Origin of the sequence: Chryseobacterium sp. ERMR1:04 (genome assembly GCF_001297705.1) — a bacterium.
Taxonomy (GTDB): Bacteria; Bacteroidota; Bacteroidia; order Flavobacteriales; family Weeksellaceae; genus Chryseobacterium.
Map to the genome: position 1 here is coordinate 170,828 of NZ_LIRF01000005.1, position 19,014 is coordinate 189,841.

Sequence of the window (19,014 nt, forward strand, 5' to 3'; positions counted from 1 at the left end):
ATTTGAACATCTTTTTCCAATTCTCAAGCATTTCATTGAGCTTCTTTACACGCTAACTTTGTACTCGTAAAACAAGGTAAAATGGTAAAGAATATAAAAACAGCACTATCACTCGTGATAGCACTATTTCCTGCGCTGTTTTTTTCACAAGAAATTAAACAGCTGACAGCGAATGAAGTCGCCGAACTGGCACTACAAAATCATCAGCAATTAAAGGTTTCGGCTCAGAATATTGACATTGCGAAACAAAATACGAATGTTACAAAACTACAAAAACTGCCCACGATTACGGCTTCTACAAGTCAGTTTTATTTAGGGAACGTGTTGGCAATCGACAAAGATTTTTCAAATTCAACCAATATTCCGATGCCTCATTATGGAAGTTCTTACGCGGTACAGGCGACTCAACTGATCTTTAAAGGTGGATTGGTAAATAAGTCTATTGAAATGGCCGGACTTCGTGAGCAATTATCAGAATTGGATCTGGAGAAAAATAAGCAGGATGTTAAACTTTTAGTGATCTCTAATTATTTGGACGTTTATAAAATTTTAAACCAAGAATCGGTTTTTCAAAATAACAAAAAGCTGGCTCAGGAACGTTTGAAAAACATTCAAAAATTTTATCAGCAGGGAATGGTTACCCGAAACGAAGTAATTCGTGGAGAATTGGCCATTAAAAACTTAGATCAGGGAATTTTAACGTTAGCGAATAATAAGAAAATACTTAATTATAATTTAAGCATTGCATTGGGTTTGCCATCTGATACTGAGATTATTCCGATTGAAAGTTTAGCCAACAAAGAATCTGGTATCGGGATAGATTATTATTTTGATTTAGCCCATAACAGCAATCCACAAATGAAATCTGCAAAGACGAATATGGATGTTGCCGACAAAAATATTGAGATCATTAAAACCGATAAAATGCCAACATTAGCAGGTTTTGGAGGCTATACTTTACAAAGGCCCATTACCACGAGAAACCCTGTTTTAGATATGTATTCCGGAGGTTGGCAAACTGGCGTTTCTTTGAGTTATAATATTGATAATCTGTATAAAACGAAAGAAAGAGTGAAGCTTGGAGAGCTGCAAAAAAATCAGGCTAATGATGCCATGACATTGGTTCAGCAAAATATAGATATGGGAGTGAATGCTGCGTATGTTAAATATCAGGAATCTATTCTGCAAGCTGGAATTTTGGATGAAGCTAAACAATTAGCTGAAGAAAACTACAAAATTACGGAAGCTAAATATCTGAATCAATTGGCTGTACAGGCTGAAATGATCGATGCTCAAAACCAAAAACTACAATCTGAACTGGATTTTGCGAATGCAGAGATCAATGTATTGTACCAATATTACAATCTTTTGAAATCTACAGGAACGCTTTAATTTTTTTAAACTGAAAATCAAACAATGGAAAACAAGGAACAAAATACTCAAAATATAGCACCACAAACAGTTCAGGCACCTGAAAAACCAAGTGTTGCTCAAAAGAAAAAAGAAAATAAAAAGAATAAGATAAGAGCGATTATTTCAAACACGATTGTTTTTTTACTGATCGGTTTCGGACTGTTCTGGTTGGTTCGTGAATATTTTCATATCGGAGATAAAACGTATACAGAGGCTGCTCAGGTGGAAGAATTTATCAACCCAATTAATACGAGAGTTTCGGCATATATCAAAGAAATAAAATTCATTGAACATCAACAGGTAAAAAAAGGAGATACGTTAGCTATTTTGGATGATCGTGAAATTGTAACTCAATTAGGACAGGCGGAAGCAGCATATCAGAATGCGTTGGCACAACGTTCGGCGACTTCTTCTTCAGTAAACACCGTTTCCAATAACGTAAGTGTTATGGAATCTAATATTGCCGGTGCAAAAGCAAGACTTTGGAATGCTGAACAAAATTTAAACAGATATAAAAACCTGTTGGCTTCTGAAGCAGTAACAAGACAGCAATACGACCAGGTAAAAACGGAATATGATGCTCAAAAAGCAGCGTATGAAACGTTTGTGAATCAAAAGCAGTCTGCCAATCTTTCAACTACGGAGGTGAAGAGCAAATTAGGAATCAATGATGCGGAGATCAAAAGAACGAAATCGGCATTGGATATGGCTAAGATCAATCTTTCTTATACCGTCATTACGGCGCCTTACGATGGTGTAATGGGGAGGAGAACAATTTCCGAAGGGCAGTTAATTCAACCCGGTCAGCAAGTTGCAACGATTGTTTTGAACGGTCAAAAATGGGTAACCGCCAACTTCTTAGAAAGTCAGATGCCTAATATCAAAATCGGAGAGAAAATGATGATGACGGCAGATGCTTTAGGTGGGCAAAAATTTGAAGGAATTGTTACGGCAGTTTCAGCAGCAACAGGATCAAGATATTCAAGTGTGCCGACGGATAATTCTACCGGGAATTTTATTAAAGTGCAGCAAAGAATTCCTGTAAGAATTGAGTTTACAACTTCTAATAAAAAAGAAGATATTGCTCAGCTGAGTGCGGGAATGAATATGAATATCAGTATTAATAAATAGTCAGTTGTGAATCGTTAATAGGTCAATTTGGATGAAAAAATTCACAATTGATGTATTGACAAGTCACAGTCAAAATAATTAATTATCAACATGTATAACAAAGGACTATATCACGATTGGGTACCAAAACCCATACAGCTTTTGCTGATTGTATTGCTGCTTGCCGTAGTAATGCCATTGGGTGGAGTATTCACGGGAAACATCAGTTATCTGGTGAGCGGTACCGGTGTGATGACCGAATACTTCATGTGGGCCAATTATGCCACAACGATTGGAATGGGAGCGTGTATGCCGATTGTTATGAGATTCAAAATGAGGTTTAAAGTTCGGGATAAAATGATTGTTTTATTGGTTCTTTTGGGTTTGTTGAGCTATCTGAATGCTACGACTATTGATCCAATGATCTTTATTTTTACCTCATTAATTATCGGGTTTCTAAAAATGATGGTTACGATAGAACTGTTCTTACCATTAATGGCGATGATCGGGAACAGAGGGATGTTTTACGGAGCATTTTATACCTTCGTTTTAGTAATGAACCAAGTGGCAGCGTATTATGCGGTGGAAGTTTCTATTCAATATAATTGGCAGCAATTCTATATTTTAATATCGGTTTTCTGTTTTATTTTGGCGCTTTTACACTGGATTTTTATGCACGACAAATATTTTGCTTTAAAAATTCCGTTGCATTATATTGATTGGTTGAGTATTTTACTTTTTGTTTCAACGTTCATGTTTTCAGCGTATGTTTTCTCTTTTGGAAAGCAACAGGATTGGTTGAATTCAAGTAAAATTATCAACGCCAGTATCGCTGCTTTTGTAAGTTTTGCGTCGTTGGTATTGAGACAGTTAACCTTAAAAAGACCTTACTTAGCGTTCACCATATTTTCAAAAAACAATGTTCAGCACGGATTATTTATGTTGTTGTGTCTGGGAATGTTTTTAGGAACAACTTCTATTCAGAATACATTTGCTGTCGGAGTGTTGGGGTATGACCAATTAACGAATGCTAGATTAAATTTATTAATGATTCCAGGATTAGTTTTAGCGGGAGTAACAGCCATATTTTGGTTTAAAAAAGAAGTACCGTTGAAGATGTTCATTTTTTCAGGCTTTTCAGCAATGATGGGCTATGTGATTATCATGTACTTTTCAATGGTCTTAGAATTCTCTTATGATGGTTGGTATTTACCGATGTTTCTGAAAGGATATGGAATGGGTTCACTGTTCATCTCAGTCTGGTTTTATACGCTGGATAAATTGGCACTGGATGATATGTTAGCCGCTATTGGATTGGTATTGGTTTGGAGAACATTTTTTGCTGTTGGATTTTTCTCAGCAATATATTCTTGGTTTCAATATCATTTTCAGATTGTTGCGGTTGGAGACTTAGCAGTGTATATGGATGGAATGACGATAAGTCCACAAAACGTAGCTGCTAATATGAAAGCTATTCAACTCAATGCAATTATTGCTGCCAATAAAAAGCTATTTGGATATATTATTCTTGCTGGTTTTGGAGTGTTGGCTTACGTTATCACCCATCATTTTGGAAGAGAACAATTTACGTATGTCCGATTTGTAAGAATGTTGAGTGGAAAATCAGTGATTGCTAGAAGAAGATTAAGAGAACGAAAAAGATTACTGGAAGATATAAAAGACGCAGCTGGGCCTGTGATGTAAAGATACCTTGTTTTTCACTTGTAGAACTCCATTTTATTGTAAAGTGGGGTTCTACTTTTTTTAGGAAAAGGCAATAATTAAATGCTTTTTTTTGAGCTTTTATTTTGTAGAGTTGGTTTTTCGCAAAGGCGCAATTTATTCTTTTTATACTGTTGTAAGGCGCAAGGATTTTATCTGCGATAAAATTTAATAATGCAAAATTATTATAGAATTGATATAACATAATGCTTGCTGAGAATCTATGATTTTATTGTGCCCTAAAGCAGAGTAGAGTTAAAAAACCTTTGCGCTTTAGCGATATTTCAAAAAGAAATCCATAAAGAAGGAAGAATCATACGCCCATGTAGAATATGAAAAATTTCATGCTATCTTATTTTTATTGATTCTAAATAATAGTTAAATTTGAACATATTTATAAAACTTTTAATTAGAAGAATGAAAAAGCAGTATGTAGTAATAGCTTTATTGATTTCGGGAACCGTATTTTCCCAGGCAACACAAGATTCACTAACGTCTAAAAGTATTGAAGATGTAGTGATTGTAGCGTCAAGAAAACCTACAAAAATCTCTGAAATTCCCGGAACAGTTTGGGTGGTACAGAAAGAAAAAATTCAACAGCAGGCAAAAAGTGGAGTGCCAATTAAAGAGATGTTAGCGATTTTAATTCCAAGTATGGATATTGGTCCACAAGGAAGAACAAATTACGGACAAAACATGAGAGGACGTTCTGCGTTGGTGATGATTGATGGAGTTTCTTTAAACAGTATTCGTTCAATCAGTCGTCAGTTGGATGCAATTGATCCTTTTAATATCGAAAGAATTGAGGTGCTTTCAGGAGCAAGTGCAATTTATGGAGGAAATGCAACAGGTGGAATCATTAATATTATTACTAAAACGCCATCCAGAAACGGAATCAGTGGAGAAACTGAATTAGGCGCTCGTACAGGATTTATGGGAAGTGATGACCATGATTTCCGTGCGGCACAGTCCATTTCAGGAAAAGGTGAGAAGTTTTTCGGAAGATTAGGAATTGCCTATCAACAAAATGGAGGAGTGTATGGAGCCGATGAAAAGCAACTTTTAACCGATATCACCCAAACCGATCTTCAATACAATCAGACCATTGATATCTTGGCAACCGGAGGATATAAATTTAATAACAAACATAAAATTACCGCTTCTCTTCAATATTATAATTCTAAGTTTAATGGAGACAGAAGTCTTTATTTAGGCGAAAATTTAAGCGCTTTTACTACTAAAAACGCGAGTTTATTGGGGATGAGAGACGGTTTTTCTTCTGATAAAAATGTAGGAACCGAACGTTATATGGGAACGGTAACCTATAATGGAAGTGATATTTTAGGAGGTCAGGATCTGTATGTTCAATTTGCTACCCGTGGTGAAAAATTAGGATTCTATCCTTTCCCTGGAAGTGTGAAAATTCCTGCAACTACTTCTTATATGTCGTCTTCTCAGCAAGATACTTATTATTCAGGACTAAAAGCATTGCTCTCTAAATCTTGGAAAGGTCTCAACGTAACGTATGGAGTAGATGTTGATCTGGAGAAATTCGAAGGCGCACAATCTGTTTATGATATTGCCAAAACAATGTCTAGCGGAGGGTTGGTGAATGAAACAAAATACAGCTTAGGAAGATATCCTACCAATCATTCTCAAAGTTATGCAGGATATGTTCAGACGAAATACAACATTCTTCCAAAATTACAATTGAACGGAGGAGTACGTTACCAAAACATCAATGTAAAAGTAGATGATTTTGTAGGATCTCAACAGCAGACGCAAGTGGCAATGGGGTATGGAAAATCGGCTTCTGCGATTCCCGGAGGTAGCAGTTCATATAATGTAACATTGGCAAATGCCGGATTGTTGTATAAATTCAATGAGCAGCATCAGGCTTGGGGAACTTTCTCTCAAGGGGTAAGCTTAGCGGATCCTTCAAAATATTATGGAATCGGGAATTATAATTTGAATACCGTAACCGGAAATTGGGATGTTGTTTCAAGTATCAACGTACAGCAGCAATCTTTGCAGGCGATAAAAACCAATCAGTTTGAACTAGGATACCGTATCAATAAAGGTGGATTAAGAGGTCAGATTGCAGGATTTTTAAGTAATTCTGATAAGTCGATTGCGGTTGATAAAACTACTTTCCAAATTCTTGTGAATGATCTGAAACTAAGAAATATGGGAATTGAAGCCGAAATTTCTTATACCCTAAACAATGGCGTTTACTTTGGAGCCAGCGGATTGTTGATCAAATCTGAGGTTGACAACAAAGGAGAATGGATAAAGCAGGAGATTTACAATGCTTCGCCTTCAAAATTGGTAACGTACATTGGGTATAATTTTAAAAGCTGGTCATTCAGATTCCAGTCGCTTCAAAACTTCAAGTTAAGGGATAATATCAATAATGAAATTGACGGATATAATACCTCAGATCTAATGGTGGGCTACCGATTCAATTGGGGTAAATTTAATTTAGGGATTCAAAACGTGTTTAATACAGATTATCAAACCATCTGGAGCAAGCGTTCTCAGGTACTATATTCTTCTTATGGACTTCCGGAATTGTTTAATTACAAAGGAAGAGGAAGAACATTTAACCTTTCTTACACCTTTGATTTTTAATTATTTGAATTAAGATTGTCTTAATTTAAATCCAATATATCACAAATCCGGCTTTTCTATGAAAATAAAGAAGTCGGTTTATTAATTTAAAAAAACTTTCAGTTATGGCTACAAATTCAATAGGGCAGATTGTTGCTGAGGTAACAAGAAAAGAATATATCACAGAACACTATATCAGAGTGTATTTATATTCTCCGGATGTTCAACAGTTTAAAAATACAACCATTGGAGATAACAATAAAATTGCAGTTCCTCCAAAAGGATTGAATGAAATCCATTTCCCGACGTTAGGTGTGAACCATCAATGGATTCATCCGTCAAAAGAAGTAGCACCAAGCGTAAGAACGTATACGCATCGTGGAATTGATATCGAGAAAAATGAAATTTTCATCGACTTTGTAGATCATGGCGATGGCGGACCAGCCTCAAGATGGGTGAGAGAAGCAGAAGTGGGTTCTAAATTAGGCGTGATGATGCGCGCTGAAGGAAAAGAACTTTATCCTCAGGCAGATTGGTACTTTTTAATTGGTGACGGAACAGCAATTCCTGTATTGAGTGCAATTTTGGAAACGCTTCCCGAAACCGCAAAAGGAGTGTGTATCATCGAAGTTCATGGAAAGGGAGATGAACAAGTGCTGGAAACAAAAGCGGATATTACATTTATCTGGATTCATAATTCTGAACCTCATGTGAAAAGTGAGTTGGCTCAAGTGGTAAAAACCATAAAAATTCCTGAAACATCAAAATTCGGATATGTGGCGGCAGAATTTTCAAGTGTAAAAGAAATCCGTTCTTATTTGAGAAAAGAAAAAAGCTGGACACAACAGGAATTATACGCCTATTCTTACTGGAAAGCCGGAGTTGCAGAAAATGAATCTCAGGCGGATAGGCAGAAGGAAAAAGAGATTGTTGAGTAGGATAAAGATAGAAAACCTGAGCTTTTATGTTCAGGTTTTTCATTTGACGGTATTGTGTTATGTTATTCTGAAGGGGAGCGTAGCGTAATGGAAAATTGGTTTGCATTCACAAATATTCATTACTTATTTTGGGAGCTTTATCCTGCTATCCACTCATACTCCTCGCGCCGGCACCCAGCCAACGCTCGAATCCTCCAGCGTTCCTTTTTCTTGCTGTGGGGTAACCGTTTTTATCAGGGCTAGGGCTTTTGTTGTTTTTCTCAACATTCATTATCACCATAAAGTTTGTCATCCTGAAAGGATCTCAACACATAAATTCAAAAAAAGATTAGAGATTCTTCACTTCACTGCGTTCCATTCAGAATGACAGTTTCGCGAAATATTCCAAGGCAAAAGAAGAAAAGTTACTTATTCGTAACCCTTATCAACTCTTACTTGTGCTTGTAAACCTAACAGGTTTCAAAAACCTGTTAGGTTTGTCTTATTACTTAGAAAAATAATGTTTCAATTTGTCAGTAGGTAAAATATTTTTTATTGTAATACAACGTAAAATCCCTTGAAAATAATTCAAGGGATTAATTTTAATAATCAATTTCAAAAAACTGAATTTTAATTTCTTAAAAACTGTCCAATTCCTGTAGAATCAAACGTGAAAGTATTTTGATTTTCAGCTTTATCTAATTTTTTACTGATGGTTAAAGCCCATAAAACTAATTCTTTGCAGAAGTTTTGATCTTCGATACTTAATTCTGAAGTATTTTCCTCAACAACTTCTACCAAAGGCTTGATGCTGTTGAGTTTGCTGTAGAATTCTTCATCAGTATCGGTGTAATTAAGTTCAAGGTGGTTTTTGTTAAACCATTTAATTAAGTCGGTGTACGGGTTTTTTATCCCGTCTTTTTCCAGTTTAGAGATACGGGGGAAGATATTTTCAAATTGTATCATGACCGCTTTGTCAATCAATATTTTTGCTACATAATCTGCACCTTCCTGTTCACCTTCATATACCAATTCAATTTTTCCTGTAATAGATGGAATAATCGATAAAAAGTCAAGCAGACGAACAGTCGTTTTTTCAGCATCTGATTCAATTAAACGCAATTTGGCTGCAGCGACTAAATTTTCCATCGCACTGATGGTAAGTCTTGCACTTACGCCACTTTTCGCATCTACATATTCGCTGTCACGCGCTACAAAAGCAACCTGCTCTAAAAGATCTTTTGCTAAATTAGGGATCTGGATTTGTGATTTATCTTGAGTTGAAATGGCAGCTTCCTGTTCTGTAATTTGTCGGGCCAAAGCAATTGTTTTGGGGTAATGAGTGAAAATTTGTGAGCCAATTCTGTCTTTCAATGGCGTGACAATGCTTCCACGATTGGTATAATCTTCCGGATTTGCGGTAAATACAAACTGAATATCAAGAGGCATTCTCAATTGAAATCCACGAATCTGAATATCACCTTCCTGTAAAATATTAAACAAAGAAACCTGAATTCTAGCCTGTAAATCGGGTAATTCATTCAATACAAATATAGAACGGTTGGCACGGGGAATCATTCCGTAATGTAAAACACGTTCATCTGAATAAGGAAGTTTTAACGTTGCTGCTTTAATAGGATCGATGTCACCAATTAAATCCGCAACATTTACATCAGGAGTCGCCAGTTTTTCAAAGAAACGGTTGGAGCGGTGTACCCATGAAATAGGAGTTGCATCACCATGTTCGGCGATAAGATCTCTGGCATATTTTGAAATGGGTTTAAACGGACTATCATTGATTTCAGAACCTTTTACGATCGGCATATATTCATCAAGAAGGCTTACCATGCTTCTTGCAATTCTTGTTTTTGCCTGTCCACGTAAACCTAATAAATTAATGTGATGCCCTGCAAGAATCGCTTTTTTCAATTGGGGAACTACCGAATCTTCATAGCCCCAAAGTCCTTCAAATACGGGTTCTTTGGCTTTAATCTTTGCAATTAAGTTGGCCTGAATTTCTTCATTAATCGTTTTATCTTGGTATCCTGATTTTTTTAATTCTTTGAATGTAATATCGTTTTTCATTTTCTTTTTTATTATTTCTAATGGGATGGAGAAAGGTTTAATGGTTGATATTTAACGTTTGATGTCTGTCTTTTTGTGTCCACGGGTTGTACCCGAGGCTATTGTTGTTGAACCACTTCGTGGTTCGTTGTGTTAACTTCAAGCCTTAAGTTTCCCAAATCCAGCCTTTATTTAAATTCTCTTTATTCTGTTTTTTTCGTAATCTTCAAAAATCATTTCTCCCAAACCGGAGAGACCCGTTAAGAATGCTTTCCCTTGATTTTGAGCAGTAAATGCATTCACAAACTGACGAAGATAAGGATCTTGCGCAATCATGAATGTGGTGATCGGAATTTTAAGTTTTCTAGCTTCTGCTGCTTTGTTTAAACATTGGTTGACAATCCTTTCATCTAAGCCTACGCTATTCATATAAAATTCTCCGGTGGGAAGCTTAATACAACTTGGTTTTCCATCGGTGATCATAAAGATCTGCTTATTGGTATTTCTTTTTCTGCGAAGAATATCCATTGCCAATTCCAACCCGGCAACAGTGTTGGTATGATAGGGACCGACTTGTAAGTAGGGTAAATCTTTGATTTTGATGGGCCATGCTTCGTTTCCAAAAACAATAATATCAATGGAATCTTTGGGGTATTTTCGTTTGATGAGTTCCACCAATGCCATCGCTACTTTTTTGGCAGGCGTGATACGATCTTCACCATATAAAATCATGGAGTGACTGATGTCGATCATTAAAACAGTACTCATTTGGGCTTTATGCTTGGTTTCCTCTACAATGAGATCGTCTTCTGTAAGTCGTAAATCTGAAATCCCGTTATTGATCTGAGCGTTTTTTAAGCTTTCGGTCATATTCACCGTTGAAAGATCATCTCCATATTGGAAATTACGGTTTTCATCATCCCGTTCATCACCAACGCCTGTTTTTGTGGTGCGATGATTTCCGACACCGCTTTTTTTGAGCTTTCCAAAAATTTGATCTAAGGCATATTCACGTAAAGCAGCTTCCAGTTTGGCGGTTAGGATGTTTTTACCTTTTCCTGAACCTGAGTTGCCGTCTTTAGAATCTTCTTCCTCCTTAATGTATCCACGTTTTTTTAAGTCGGCTTCAAAATCTTCGAGAGAATATTCATCATTGAAAATAGTATATTCTTTATCCAACATATCAAGCCACTCAAAGGCTTCTTCAATATCCCCGGAAGTATGCGTCAGTAAATCTTTGAAAACATCAAATACCCGATCAAAATGCGATATGTCTTCCGGAATGTGTTTACTGAAAGTATATCCTTTTTGAAAATTAAAATCTTTATTTGTCATAAGATGTTGATGCTGTTTAAAAGATACAAGTTATGGAAATATTTTTGCAAGAGTAGGGTGGGGGAAATAGAAAATACTAATGATGGTGATAAGAATGAGAGTATAACATTCATAAAATTTTCCATGAACTACACTCGAAGAATAAGACTATATTTGATGGCTATACAAGGAAAAATTAAAGTATGAAAATTGGTTTAACCTCTGATACTCCGAGTGCCAAGTGGTGTAGGGTAAGTGAAATAGGAGATGAGCTGTATACTTATGAGCAGGATGTCCTTTTAAAATATACGGATAAGCTTAGTTTTGAATTATGGGTGTGTTTTCGTTGTCTTCCTAAAGCCTATGAATGGAAACCAAAAAGAAGATTTTATAAGGATGAGAATGCACTGGGAATGGATTTATTAATTGAAGAAGAAACAATCCGTCCTTTTACAGGTGGCAGATATCATCCGTTATCCAAAGATGAACAACGGCTCATTATGGGCGAAATTTTTTATAATTTTTTGATAGAAACGCTCAAAAGATATAAAAACAAAGTTCCTGGCATTGTAGAATATGGAGAAGAATTGATTAAAGATACTCATATTTGGGCTATTAAAAATAAATGGCTTGAGATGTAAACGATTCAATTGTTTGATGAGTGAGAGATGTAAAATATAACAGTAATGAAAATTTTAATTAATTATATTTGTAAACAATAAACATATCAATGATGAAAAAAATAGTATTTCTGGTTTCCGCCGCTCTGATATTAAATTCTTGCGTAGTGTCTACTGCCGCAAAAGTGGTAAAAGGAGCTGTAAATGTAAGCTACAAAGCTGTAAAAGGAACTGTTAACGGAATCAGCTGGGCTGTTCGTAAAGCCAACGGAAAAATTGATGAAGACCGTCTGGACGGTACCTGGAAAGTAGTAGGAGTGTACCGTGGTTCTTTTGAAGACTTCACTAAAGATCAAAATCCTGAAAGTTCATTTACATCAGAATGTACAGATAGTTTTGATCAGATTATTTTCAAGGCTAAAAAATCTAAATTTCAACCCGTTCATTGCAGTTCTGAGAAAGAAGACTGGGTGAAATATTCTTTAGAATTCGGAAAAAATCCGATCACGAAAGAAAAGGAAAATTATATAGAATACAATTCCAATAATTATATTTCCGTGATTGATGTAAATAATAAAACAATGGTTCTGGAAGGAAATCTGATGCCTAAATTGGCGTTTTCTGGCGCTAAATTATATCTTTTAGAAAAGGTTAAATAAGTTTTATTTTACCTGCAAAAGGTAAAAAAGCCCTCAAAGTAAAAATATTGTCTTTTATTTTTCCCGCGTAAAACCCTTATCTTTGCCTCATTAAAATAAGGCATGAAAGATTTAATGGGTAGAGCAATCTGGGATTATTTTCATAATGAAAATCCTGAAGATCTGCAGACTGAAACTTCAATTTCTGAACTGGATGAACTTCCTGTAGAATATCTTTTCAGAGATTTTGAAGAGATGAATGAAATTGAACAAAAAGCGTTGGAATTATCTCAAGGAAAAATTTTGGATATTGGAGCAGGAGCAGGTTCGCACGCATTGTATCTTCAAAATGAAAGGAATCTTGAGGTGCTGGCTTTAGATGTTTCTCCTAAATCGGTTGAGGTTTGTACGCTAAGAGGAATCAAAAATGCAGTGTGTGAAAACATGCTTGATTTTTCGGGTCAGACTTTTGACACCATCTTATTATTGATGAATGGAACGGGAATTTTTGAAAGTCTATTGACCATTGATAAGTACCTTCAAAAGTTACACTCATTAGTGAATGAAAACGGACAAATCCTTATCGACAGCACTGATATCTTATATATGTTTGATCGCGATGATGATGGTGGAGTTTTAATTCCGGCGGGAGGATATTACGGAGAGTTAGATTATATCGTTCATTATAAAGGCGAATCAGAAGAGCCTATAAAATGGTTGTATCTTGATTTTAATACTTTGCAAAATGCTGCTGGAAATAATGGTTTTCATATTGAAAAAGTGATGCAGGATGAAGATGCTTATTTAGCAAAACTGACTAAGAAATAAATGGTTTTGTTCATTGCGAGAAGAGAAGTGGTTTATACTGAGTCTGCTAATGTGAAGTAATATTATTAAAATACACAGAGCTAAACAAAGTGTTTGTCATCCTGGAAGGATCTAAGCAAATTTATTAGAAATGAGTTTTGAAAGATTCGTGTTTAGATTCCTACGGAATGACAAACTAGCGGGATAATAAATTCAGAAAAAGCAGAATAAAACAAACGAGATTGCTTCGTCGTTTCACTCCTCGCAATGACAGATAAAAACAAAAAAGACGCATAAATTTATGCGTCTTTCTTATTTTTAAGTATTGAAGGTTATTTAGTTTCAACATTAGAAATGTATTGTAGAATATATATTATAATTTAGTAAATCTCAATAAAAAATAACTTGAAAATAATCCCTGATAATTGATGAAAATTAATGTGAGCATAGCAATTGCAAGAATTACAGGGAAAATGAATGATTGAGCTCTGTATTCAAGTCTTTTAGGCATCATGAGAACCCAGATTATAATTAAAATTAATGGGCCTAAAATTACAGGAAGAATTTCGGGACTATATCTCGAAGAGTTTGAAAACCCATTTTCCATTAAAAATTTCTAAGTAAAATATTGAAAAGGAATATAGATAATTCCGAACAAAAAGGTAAAGACTGCTGAAGCGTATTTTTTTAGTTTTATAAAATTTAGGCTTAACAAAAAAGCACCATAAAAAGTTCCCAAAAACATACTTGAACTTAAAAGTAATGCTCTTGAATACAATCTCACAGCAGATGAATCTGTTGTAATATGATCTTTCCAATCTTCAATTTCTTCGTTCTTTTTTTCTTCTTCAGCCTCTTTTTTATTTCGGATGATATTCTGAATATTTATTTTTTCTTCGTCAGTAAAAGTTCGTCCTCTTTCCTCAAGAACCTCAAAAGCCATTTGAACAGCTTCGGGAGTAAAACGGTTTCCTTCTTTTACATATTTTTCTAATTCGCTAGTGGAGAGTTTCCGTAAAACATTTCTGTTGACCATAATAGTTGTAATAAAAAAATGGGCATGAAAATGCCCATTTTATGTATAGTTTACATTAGAATTTATCCAATCTCAATACCGTTTTCTACTTGAGTATCATCAGGTGTTACAAAAGATAACTTACCGTCTGGTTTTGTTGTTAATAATAACATTCCCTGAGATTCAATTCCTCTGATTTTTCTTGGAGCAAGGTTTAATAAGATCATTACCTGCTTTCCAGTCACTTCTTCCGGAGTGAAACTTTCTGCAATTCCTGAAACTACTGTTCTTACGTCAACACCGGTATCAACAGTCAATTTTAATAATTTATCAGCTTTCTCAACTTTTTCAGCTTCAATAATAGTAGCTGTTCTTAAATCGATTTTCGTGAAATCATCAAAAGTTATTTCCTCTTTCATAGGATTTGCGTTAAGGTTTGTTTTTTTATTGTTTTGTTTTGTGTCTTCTAATTTTTGAATTTGAGCTTCAATAACATCGTCTTCAATTTTTGAGAAAAGAAGAGATGATTCGTTGATTTTATGTCCTGTTTCAATTAAAACATTTTTAGTTTCAACATCATTCCAGTTTGATTTTTCAACGTTGAACATATTCAATAATTTCTCAGAACTGAATGGCATAAATGGTTCACATAATTGAGCCAAAGCAACGGCAATCTGAGCTCCCACAAATAAAGATTGTGCCGCTTTTTCAGGATTGTCTTTAATGGTTTTCCAAGGCTCTTCTGCTTGAAGGTACTGATTTCCGAAACGTGCTAAATTCATTAAAGCAGTTAAAGAATTTCTGAATTCGTAATTTTCTAGGAATCCTGAAATTTCTTTTGCCGATTTATTGATTTCCTGTAATTCAGGAGCATTTACATCACCTTGAGGAATGACACCATCATAATATTTATGAATAAGAACGGCAACTCTGTTGATAAAGTTTCCAAAAATTCCTACTAATTCCGAATTGTTTTTAGTCTGGAAATCTTTCCAAGTAAAATTATTATCCTTTGTTTCAGGAGCAGAAGAAAGCAAAGCATATCTTAATACATCTTGCTGTCCAGGGAAATCCTGAACATATTCGTGTGCCCAAACTGCCCAGTTTCTTGAGGTTGAAATTTTATCGTTTTCAAGATTCAGGAATTCAAAAGCCGGAACATTGGTTGGCATAATGTAATCTCCGTGAGCCTTCATCATCGCAGGGAAAATAATACAGTGGAATACAATATTGTCTTTTCCGATAAAGTGAACTAAATCACTGTTTTCGTTTTGCCAGTAATCTTTCCAGTCTTTTCCGTTTTTCGCAGCCCATTCTTTCGTGAAAGAAATATATCCAATAGGAGCATCAAACCAAACGTATAATACTTTTCCGTCTGCATTTGGAAGTGGAACAGGAACTCCCCAGTTTAGATCTCTGGTCATCGCACGAGGTTTTAACCCATCGTTTAACCAAGATTTAACTTGTCCGTAAACGTTAGGTTTCCAATCGTCTTTATGACCTTCAATAATCCATTCATTAAGGAAATCTTCATATTCGTTTAAAGGAAGATACCAGTTTTTTGTTTCTTTAAGAATCGGAACATTTCCGCTTAGCATTGATTTTGGATTAATCAATTCTGATGGAGAAAGGGTAGAACCACATTTTTCGCACTGATCTCCGTACGCATTTTCGTTTCCACAATTAGGGCAAGTTCCAACGATATATCGGTCAGCTAAAAATTCATTAGCCTGTTCGTCAAAATACTGCTCAGAAACTTCTTCTGTAAATTTCCCTTTTTCGTAAAGAACTTTAAAGAAATCCTGACTCGTGTCATGATGATTTTTAGAAGTTGTTCTGGAGTATTCATCAAAAGAAATCCCAAGATCTGAGAACGATTTTTTGATGATCTCGTGGTATTTGTCTACAATATCTTGTGGAGTAACTCCTTCTTTTTTTGCTCTGATGGTGATAGGAATTCCGTGTTCATCTGAACCACAGATAAACGCTACATCTTTTCCTGATCTTCTCTGAAATCTTGCGTAAACATCCGCAGGAATATAAACACCTGCCAAATGTCCTATATGAACCGGTCCGTTTGCATAAGGCAAAGCTGCCGTAATCATCTTTCTGTTTGACATTTATAGTAAAATTTTATCTGCAAAGATAAGAATTATCTCCCGAAAACTGCTGTTAGTCTACGTTTAAAGTTAAAGTTTTACGATGAGATGATGCGTATTATTTTAGCGTTCATTAAGTTGGTGTGTAGTAAAACAGATTCCGTTGAGCTGTCTATCAATTTATAAAATCATTTTAACGGTTTCAATACTAAAGATCCCAAATGATTATTTTAAAATAAATAGCTTAAGAGTCTCTAAATAAAATAATAATTAAAAAGGAAATAATGAAGTAACAAATGAAAGGGTATATGATGTATTTTCTATTTTGTTTTTTAAAAAATGTTATTACTGCATCTACCAATAAACCTATGAATATAAGAGGGATTCCAACAAATAAGGTTGGTAACATCTTTGGATTACCTAAGCAAGATCTATGATTCTCAATAAAAATTTGACCATAAGCGCAAAACCCAAATAAAATAATCGAAATAATGAAAATTCTTTTGTTAATGTATTTATTCATGTGTTTGAGTTTTGATTATTAAGATGATATTGACTAATTGAGAATTATCAATATTTTATTTTTTCAAATAGAAAAGATGTCCATTAAAACATTTTCCTGACTATAAATATGATCTCGTTTATTCACTTTATAGAATTTATTAATTTTCTATTTTTCGGAAATTATTTCACCTGTATCACTGTCCATATAATAATAAATTGGTGAGGCTGCGGGAGGTTCTCCTATTCCATAAGGACCATTGTAAGGCTTGCCTTCTAGTATCTTAATAATAAATTGTTTTTTTCCTTTTGTAATATCAAACCATAATTCAAAATTATCAAATCCCGAACTTGTTTGTTTAGCTTCTCCTGTTTTCAGATTAAGAATATTCTTTTCTTCTAAGAAACGTAGAGCATCTATTGGCTTTACTTTTCCGAATTTCATATCCTCATCTATTTTTTTTAGATTTCCGCTTTCATCATAATATTCGGAGATGCCTACCTTAGTACGCCCACCGATGTAATGCTCTTTTATGGTAATATACCCGTCTACATTAAATTCCTTATAAATAGTTTCAAAAGAAGGCTTAGGAAGACGTTCATCTTGAGAACCACTTCCATCTCCTTCCATTGGAGGATTGTTATGTCCACTTTGTATGGCTTTCGCTTTTGCTATTAGATATTCAGGATTTGGAGCTGCCATACCAATGATTGTGTTTTTATTCGGAAGAACATAGTGTTTGGCCCCATATTTTGTTTTTTTATAAACTTCAAAATCAAATTTTTCTCTCATTTTATTATTTTGATTTATGGTAGTTGAGCCTTTAATATTTTTTATCGTCTTTTTTTCTTCTCCATTGCATGAAAAGATTAGTGTAAAGGAGAGAATGAATAAGATAATCTTCATTTTGCTAATTTTAGATCTTTTATCTAGAACTTGATATATTTTAGACTTAGGTACTTATTCGAAGAGAATGCTTCACGGTCAAAAGACGAAAATTATGAAAAGCGATGGTTTCGCATAAAACTTAAAATAGGATATCTTCTGTTGAACTACGTTAGGAAATTATTTATTCTTATGTAATGTAATTGTGTCAGGAACCTTAAAAATAAAAAATAGTCCATCAAAAGAATCATACTGTGGTCTGTACCCTGAACTTCCTATATTTGTAGAGGCACTATCTAATTTATAACCTGTTTTATCAAAAAATAATTTTCTTGTTTCAGTTTTAATATGTAAAGAATCAATTGTTTTATCACTGATTCTAAAATATCCATTCTTATCGGTAAATGTATCTAAAGTTGCTTTCTCTTTATCTATACTTCCGTTATCTTGATTTACAACGTACATTGTAACCTTTACATTTTCAATTGGTTTGTGTTGTTCATCCAATACAATACCGTTAAAATAATCTGTGAATTCTCCTTTATCTATTTGTTTAGGATCTTTAAAACGGCAAGAGCAGAGAAGTCCTATAATACATAAAATACCTATTATTTTTAATTTGCTTAACCATATCAATCCTAAAGAATCTTCTTTAGATAAAATAACTCTTTTAAAATAATCAACAGGATTGCTTCCTTCAGCATATTTCATTAAATCAATTTTAGCATTACCATATTTAGTTTCTGGTAATGGATCTTGTTGTATCCAAGTGGGACCAGAAGTACCCTTATGGGTATAACTGTGATTTCTGTCTCCAAATTCTAATAAGAGTTGATGACCAATTTCATGAGCCGAAGTTTCCTTGAAAATCAAATCTGCTATGTCACTTTTTCGATAATGCCAACCTTTAGTTATATCATTTTTTGAATCTGGATAGTATGTATAGCCAACTTTATAATATAATTCTCTATGCAATTCCCAGTTATGGGAACGATTAACGTTTATAAAATAAATTAGATTTGATGCTATCATTCCTTTTTCATCTTGAATATATTCTACTCATATATAAACTATCATAATTTTTTCCCACAAATCTATATTTTATTTTTTCATCATTCTGTGACCATACAGTAACAACAGTATCTGTTTTGTAGTTTTTGAGAATAAAAATAAGATCTCCTAGGGATTCAGTATCATTATTGATTTTAAAAAAGCCATTTTTATCACTTTATGTTGATTTATAATTAGTTTTAAAGTTTTCTTTTATATACACTTGATTGAGAGGTTTATTTGAAGTT

Annotated in this window: 14 protein-coding genes; 8 read left to right on the forward strand and 6 right to left on the reverse strand. The window is 34.4% G+C overall.

Annotation, left to right across the window (positions count from 1 at the left end; genetic code table 11):
* Positions 1 to 81: 81 nt before the first annotated feature.
* From AMQ68_RS11280 to AMQ68_RS11300, 5 genes are all read left to right on the forward strand, one after another.
* Complete coding sequence (locus tag AMQ68_RS11280; protein WP_054510740.1) at positions 82 to 1,392, forward strand: TolC family protein; 1,311 nt, start codon at positions 82 to 84, stop codon at positions 1,390 to 1,392.
* 24 nt (positions 1,393 to 1,416) lie between these two features.
* On the forward strand, positions 1,417 to 2,544 hold the full coding sequence (locus AMQ68_RS11285) for an HlyD family secretion protein (RefSeq protein WP_054510741.1): 1,128 nt from the start codon (positions 1,417 to 1,419) through the stop codon (positions 2,542 to 2,544).
* A 90-nt stretch (positions 2,545 to 2,634) separates the two neighbouring features.
* Entirely contained in the window at positions 2,635 to 4,227 is a 1,593-nt protein-coding gene (locus tag AMQ68_RS11290; protein WP_054510742.1) for a hypothetical protein, read from the forward strand.
* A 435-nt stretch (positions 4,228 to 4,662) separates the two neighbouring features.
* Positions 4,663 to 6,876, forward strand: coding sequence for a TonB-dependent receptor (locus AMQ68_RS11295; RefSeq protein WP_054510743.1), 2,214 nt, complete (start codon positions 4,663 to 4,665; stop codon positions 6,874 to 6,876).
* A 104-nt stretch (positions 6,877 to 6,980) separates the two neighbouring features.
* The gene (locus tag AMQ68_RS11300) at positions 6,981 to 7,793 is read left to right on the forward strand and encodes a siderophore-interacting protein (RefSeq protein ID WP_054510744.1); all 813 of its coding nucleotides are present in this window, start codon (positions 6,981 to 6,983) and stop codon (positions 7,791 to 7,793) included.
* Between the two features lie 609 nt (positions 7,794 to 8,402).
* Here the strand turns inward: AMQ68_RS11300 and AMQ68_RS11305 are convergent.
* The gene (locus AMQ68_RS11305) at positions 8,403 to 9,857 is read right to left on the reverse strand and encodes a sigma 54-interacting transcriptional regulator (RefSeq protein ID WP_054510745.1); all 1,455 of its coding nucleotides are present in this window, start codon (positions 9,855 to 9,857) and stop codon (positions 8,403 to 8,405) included.
* 171 nt (positions 9,858 to 10,028) lie between these two features.
* Positions 10,029 to 11,171, reverse strand: coding sequence for a VWA domain-containing protein (locus tag AMQ68_RS11310; RefSeq protein WP_054510746.1), 1,143 nt, complete (start codon positions 11,169 to 11,171; stop codon positions 10,029 to 10,031).
* Positions 11,172 to 11,353: 182 nt separating this feature from the next.
* Here AMQ68_RS11310 and AMQ68_RS11320 point away from each other — a divergent pair, with 182 nt between their 5' ends.
* The 3 genes from AMQ68_RS11320 (at position 11,354) to AMQ68_RS11330 (ending at position 13,236) form a co-directional block, all read left to right on the forward strand.
* Positions 11,354 to 11,791, forward strand: a complete 438-nt coding sequence (locus AMQ68_RS11320; RefSeq protein WP_054510748.1) for a hypothetical protein — start codon at positions 11,354 to 11,356, stop codon at positions 11,789 to 11,791.
* Positions 11,792 to 11,883: 92 nt separating this feature from the next.
* Entirely contained in the window at positions 11,884 to 12,429 is a 546-nt protein-coding gene (locus AMQ68_RS11325; RefSeq protein WP_054511106.1) for a hypothetical protein, read from the forward strand.
* 102 nt (positions 12,430 to 12,531) lie between these two features.
* Positions 12,532 to 13,236 carry a bifunctional 2-polyprenyl-6-hydroxyphenol methylase/3-demethylubiquinol 3-O-methyltransferase UbiG gene (locus AMQ68_RS11330; RefSeq protein ID WP_054510749.1) on the forward strand — a complete coding sequence of 235 codons (705 nt, stop codon included), beginning with the start codon at positions 12,532 to 12,534 and terminating at the stop codon, positions 13,234 to 13,236.
* Positions 13,237 to 13,831: 595 nt separating this feature from the next.
* Here the strand turns inward: AMQ68_RS11330 and AMQ68_RS24910 are convergent.
* From AMQ68_RS24910 to AMQ68_RS11355, 4 genes are all read right to left on the reverse strand, one after another.
* A complete protein-coding gene (locus AMQ68_RS24910; RefSeq protein ID WP_054510751.1) occupies positions 13,832 to 14,251 on the reverse strand; it encodes a hypothetical protein in 420 nt (139 codons plus the stop codon).
* Between the two features lie 62 nt (positions 14,252 to 14,313).
* Positions 14,314 to 16,350 (reverse strand): methionine--tRNA ligase, encoded by a 2,037-nt coding sequence (gene metG, locus AMQ68_RS11345; protein WP_054510752.1) that lies wholly within the window; start codon positions 16,348 to 16,350, stop codon positions 14,314 to 14,316.
* Between the two features lie 649 nt (positions 16,351 to 16,999).
* Complete coding sequence (locus AMQ68_RS11350) at positions 17,000 to 17,623, reverse strand: hypothetical protein (RefSeq protein ID WP_144423941.1); 624 nt, start codon at positions 17,621 to 17,623, stop codon at positions 17,000 to 17,002.
* A gap of 273 nt (positions 17,624 to 17,896) precedes the next feature.
* On the reverse strand, positions 17,897 to 18,748 hold the full coding sequence (locus AMQ68_RS11355) for a carboxypeptidase-like regulatory domain-containing protein (RefSeq protein ID WP_123905676.1): 852 nt from the start codon (positions 18,746 to 18,748) through the stop codon (positions 17,897 to 17,899).
* Positions 18,749 to 19,014: the final 266 nt, after the last annotated feature.